Origin of the sequence: Agathobaculum sp. LCP25S3_E8 (assembly GCF_052117165.1) — a bacterium.
GTDB lineage: Bacteria > Bacillota > Clostridia > Oscillospirales > Butyricicoccaceae > Agathobaculum.
Window position 1 is genome coordinate 1 of record NZ_JBQKJR010000107.1, and the last position, 5,237, is coordinate 5,237.

Annotated in this window: 3 protein-coding genes; all 3 read right to left on the reverse strand. The window is 51.5% G+C overall.

The genetic code is table 11. The features are described from left to right. A partial coding sequence (locus tag ACTQ34_RS17465) for a hypothetical protein (RefSeq protein ID WP_441364879.1) occupies positions 1 to 269 on the reverse strand: 269 nt, incomplete at its 3' end. Positions 270 to 513: 244 nt separating this feature from the next. Further along, entirely contained in the window at positions 514 to 1,083 is a 570-nt protein-coding gene (locus ACTQ34_RS17470; protein WP_441147023.1) for a sortase, read from the reverse strand. A gap of 25 nt (positions 1,084 to 1,108) precedes the next feature. Beyond that, positions 1,109 to 5,089, reverse strand: a complete 3,981-nt coding sequence (locus ACTQ34_RS17475; RefSeq protein ID WP_441364880.1) for a SpaA isopeptide-forming pilin-related protein — start codon at positions 5,087 to 5,089, stop codon at positions 1,109 to 1,111. Positions 5,090 to 5,237 lie beyond the last annotated feature (148 nt).

Genomic DNA, 5,237 nt, shown 5'->3' on the forward strand with positions numbered 1-5,237 from the left:
TCTTGCCGGAATGCATCGTTGTGCCAGAGAATGAACACACGCAGTGCAGGATACCTTGACCGCATATTCTCCGCAAGCTCCAGCCCGGTCAGGGGGCCCATCCGTGCGACGGCATACAGCGCGTCAACGGGATGATAGAACGAATACTGATGAGCGTATAGCGGGTCGCAGAAGCACTCAACGGAGGAACCCGGCGGTGTACTCTTTCTGATTTCCGCCGACAGGCGCATCAGCTTTTCGGGGTTCGGGTCTACTGCAATGATCTTCATGTTGGTATCACCTGATTTCTATCCTTCGCTTTCTGATCCGGTTGATCTTATGATACAGGAGCAAGTGTCCACGCAGCGTCCACAAGGGCGAAAAAAAGAACCTGGTCGAAAAACCAGGCTCTTTGAAGCAAATATTGATAGGAAAGGGGTCAATCTTCCAGTGTGGCCAGCGTCATCTCCGCCCACGAATACTGGCTCATATACTCGCCCTATATACTGAAAGCAATTTGCGAGTAGGAAATATCTATTCCTCTTTGATCCGCTGGCATCGTATCGCCACTCGTTCCAAACCGCTTGCAGTGCAGGTAAATAGCGTCATATCCCATTTATCTGTTATCATTTCCCCCACCGCAGTACTCGAAAGCTTTTCCACCAATCCGACCGTATAAGAAAGGCGCAGTCCCTCAGCATCCGTAAAAAACACACTATCTCCGACTTGTAAGCTATGCAGACCACCGAAGTGCCTGCGGTAGTTGTGTCCTGCTATTACCATATTATCCAGATAGGCAGAACCTGCGTAGCGGCAGGGAGCTGTTTTCAGCAGCGTATCGCTCCACTCGCTCAATACCGGAAGTTCCAACCCAAGGCCGGGTATCCCCAATGTGCCGATATAGAGGTTTCCGTCTGCCTCCACGGTGGGCATGGGCCGCGCGGGATCCGGTGGAGAAATCTCAACTTCTTCCGGCGGCGCGGTCTGCGCCGTTTCCACAGCAACGGCCTGTTCCACGCTGTTTCTCGCGGTTTCCGCCGCCTGTGCGGCCCGGTCTCCCTCTCGGACGTTCCACAGGGTCAGGAGGGCCGCTGCCAGCAGCATCAGCAGCCCTCCCGTGGTCAATGCTTTACTTTTCATGTTTTCCAACGTACCGCTTTCGTGTGGTGAGCTCCCCGATCAGAATCAGGATGCCGACAGCGGTCAGCAGCCAGACGGGCCACCAGAGCTGCCCTGTCTGCGGCAGTTTTGCCGCCTCCGTTTTGCTGTTCTCCCTATCTGCCGACGGATCCCGGCGGTCTGTCCGGTTAGAGGCATCGGTGTTCAGAACGCTGGGCTGTGCTGGGGCATCAGGCTGTGCCGGAACATTGGGCTGTACCGGACTGTCTGGCTGTTGGGTCGGGGCATCGGGCTGAATGGGCGGCTCCTGTGAGGGAGGAGCAGCCGGAGCATCGGGGTTCGGCTTGTTTGGCTTGGGGGACTGCGTCCCGCCTCCAGAGCCGCCGCCAATTCCACCGCTCCCGCCGCTGGGCAGAGCGGTGTTTTCCACCGTTTCCGTAATATTCAATGGTCCACTTGCATCAATCAGAATTTTCTTTACACTTCCGTCCGCTCGATAACCGGCCGGAGGCGAAAGCTCCTTAAGCCACATGGGCTTGTCCGGTTCCAAATTCTCAAAGACCGCCTGACCGGTGGCGTCTGTAATTTTGGTCGCAAGAGGGGACCCCGTGCATAATTCGTTGTCATACAGTGCAAATCTCGCACCAGCCAAAGGCTGGGAATTTCCTCTATCCTGTTTGATAACGGTCAGTTTACCGGCGGTTTTCACAGTAATAAGCTCATTTTTCAGTGTCAATGCAATCTGCTTCGCAGTAGCTGTAGGAGTAAGTACAAGATTTCCGTCTGCATTTTTCGTAACACCGGCCGGCATTGTACCCACAAGCTTATAACCCGCCTGATAACCGGCAGGAGTAGTTTCCACCAGCTCATAGGATTTATTCAGCTTTAACGCCTTGAAGGTGATTTTACCATCGCTGTCCGTCACATCCTGACTGAACGCCATGTCACGCCTGTTATTATCCTTGTCCCACAGATACAGGGTAAAGGTCACGCCGGAAAGCGCAGTCCCGTTCTCCCCCTGCTTCGTCAGCGTCAAGCTGCCCTTTTTTTGAGAAGCCACACCGCCGCCTCCGCCGCCTCCGCCGCCTGCAGTCACGGAGTTTTGTTTCTCGCCGCCCATGGTAGCAGTACCGCCGCTTGTGCTGAAGACGATTTTATTGGAATAATTCTGGTTCTGAGTCATGTCCAGAATATCCGCCGCATAGGTCAGCACATAGGCATCGTTTCCGTCCGGCAGCTTCACAGTGAAGGAATTATCCGCCGCATTGGTGGTAAAACTCCAACCATCTGTCACCTCCGTACCCTTGGTAGCAGTAGGTGCTCCCTTGCCGCCATCTCCTGTATTGCCGCTCAGAGTGGCTTTATGAAGCTTGACGGTATCCGGATCCAGCCGCAGACCTTTCGGCAGTGTATCCGTCACAGATGCATTGCTCAACGGTATATGGAACGGGTTAATGGTTACCGTGTATGCAATCTGTTCGTCCTCCTTATTCAGCTTACCGGACTTATCAAGGCCATGGTTGGAAATGGTCTGCTTGACAGTAGAGGATACCGGTTTAAATTCCTCTTCAAACGCCTTTCCTGTCATCTCAATGCTGTTGCTCAGAGAAACATCGTTTCCTTTGTCAAAGCCCAGCTTATTCGGGTCAATGCTTGTCCGGAATGAGACCGTAGTTTTTGCGGAAATATCGCCCAATCTGATGGTCAAAAGCTGTCCGCTTTGCGTTGCCGTGATAGCTGTGGTCGGAGTTGCCCCGTTCACCTGCAAGGAACCATCTACATAGGTCAGACCATCCGCCAGCGTATCCGTAAGAACCAGATTGCTCAGAGGCATCCCGCTCTCGTTCACCGTAACCGTCCACTGGATCTGTCCTGTTGCATAATCATATACCGGTTTTCCTTTTTCCAGAATTTTACTGGAGATATCTGCAACGGCATAGAATCCCACATCAGAAAGCTCGTGACTACCCAGTCTCATTCTTCCTGCTACGGTGTTTGTTACTCTTTGATGCTGTATGATGTTCCCCGCAAAGGCACAGGGGTCATTGAGTTTGGTAACATATGTAATAGAAATGGAGGTCTGACCCACATTGCCGACTGTGAAATTCAGCTTTCCATCGTTTTCCGTCAGAGTGAGCAATGGCGCATCTGTACCAATTTGCACATTGCTTGTCCCATCGGCCACAATGGAGCAGGTGTTTCCTGTCCAGTCCGGTTTTTTAATGGTAACCTCTCCGCTGTATTGGCCATCAAATTTCACCTGAATGCCGCCGTCCCAAACGCCCGTGATTGCCTCCCAGTTCAGTGAGGAACCGCGCGTATGCCCTGCGTCTGCGTCTTGGCAGGAAATATTCTTTCCGATACTGCCGAAATCATCTGTCAACTCCGCATAAGACAAATCAGCTTTGTTGGGGTTGATGGTTACCCTCCATTGACTGCTCCTTGCACTGCGAAGATAGCCTTCCCTCTTGCCGCCAAAGCCTTGATTGACCTTGGTCAGCCGTGCAGTGCTTACTCCGGCACCCTTGCCCACCCCAACGGTCACGGTAGGGGTATAAGAGAGACCCTCAATTTCAAAATGGATTTTAGCGGTGTTTGCGCCTAAGTCGTCGCCCTTCTCGTAAAAGGCTTCCTTTACTCTGGTATCATACACCAAAATAGCCTTGCCATTAACGAACGAATCATCGTTCAGCGTCAGAGAGAAGGATTTCGTTGTCGCATCTACCGTCAGCGTATGCGAGGTTCCATTCAATGTCGGCCCTTTGGCAGGATCACTATCCGCAGTGACTAAATCAAGACTGTCCGGCAGCGTATCGGTCAAGGTGATTGTTGTCCCTGTCGGTATGACCCCACGGTCTACCGTCACTGTCCAACGGAGCAGACGGCCATCGGCACCTACCTTCTCGACCTTTTTCGATAGATAGGTGGTTTTAGCCAGTTCATGTGTTGCGGTTACCTTAATGTCAAGCAACTTCAATTCGCCGTCCGCCGGTTCCTTCCCCCACAGGGCAGCTTGATTGGTGAGCTCCCCGCCCTGACTGACCGCATCCTTGCTGTTAGGCTTCGGCAAAGAGAGGGCCGTATCCATTTTTGTCCGGTAGGTTATGGTGATTGGTTGATCCCAGTTGGTTTTGTCTTCTCCCATATCAGAGATTGTCAGGGTTCTGGTCCCACTGTCATATGCAACCTTAGCGGTGCTGATTTCTGTGCCACCCCGCTTGACAGTCACTTCGTTGGAATCGATAGTCCCATCGGCATTTAAAAATGCGGGGCTCATCCCCTCACCCAGCGTATCACGGATTTGAAATTCAGTCTTTTCCGTGTTCTTGTAAGGCGTATAGGTAATCGTCCAAGTCAGGAGGTTCGGGTCACCGGGATCCTTTTCCACTGTTTTTTCCAGTTTAGCCGCCTGTTCCCTAATCTCATCCTCATCAAGTCCTACCGTGACAGTAGTACTGGTCGTCAATTCGATTTTGTAGCGGTTATTTTCCCCGTCCACCTTAGTTGCAGTTTCCTTGTTAAACACGCAGCCAAAGTAGCAATGCGTTCCGGTAGCTTCTTGTTCCTTATTCTCTACAAAAGCTTGGGTAAAGGTCAGCGCTGCACCGGACGAATTCCAATTCAGTGTGGCGAACGTCTCTTCTACTCCATCCTCGCGTGTCAACTTTAAAGACTCTGTACCTTCCCCTCTAATCTCCAAGCCTTTGGGGATCGGCAAATAATAGGGTATGTCTGCCGATAGTACTGCATCTTCGCGAATGTCGAACTCATAATATAAGAGCATCTGGCTTGTATTTTTGATGAGATAATACTCGCCTTCTTCTACCTCTACCTTTGTTCCGGTAGTCGGTGAGGTTCCCTCATACAATAGCACATTTTTGATATCTGCCACATCCTTCAACTGTTCGCTGTCTGCCGCAAAAGCCGAAAACGGCAGGAGCGAGTATAGCATAGCAACGCAGAGCAACAGACTCACGATTCTTTTCTTCATTTTGATAAGTATTCCTTCCTTTCTGTTCCAGTCGATTTTATGATACAGGAGCAAGCGTCCACGCAGCGTCCACAAGGGCAAAAAAAGAACCCGGTCGAAAAACCAGGCTCTTTGAAGCAAATATTGATAGGAAAGGGGTCAATCTTCC

Excerpts from the sequence above, each read along its gene's own strand:
- ACTQ34_RS17475 (WP_441364880.1), bottom strand. The coding sequence starts at position 5,089 with ATGAAGAAAAGAATCGTGAGTCTGTTGCTCTGCGTTGCTATGCTATAC.
- ACTQ34_RS17470 (WP_441147023.1), bottom strand. The coding sequence starts at position 1,083 with ATGCTGCTGGCAGCGGCCCTCCTGACCCTGTGGAACGTCCGAGAGGGA.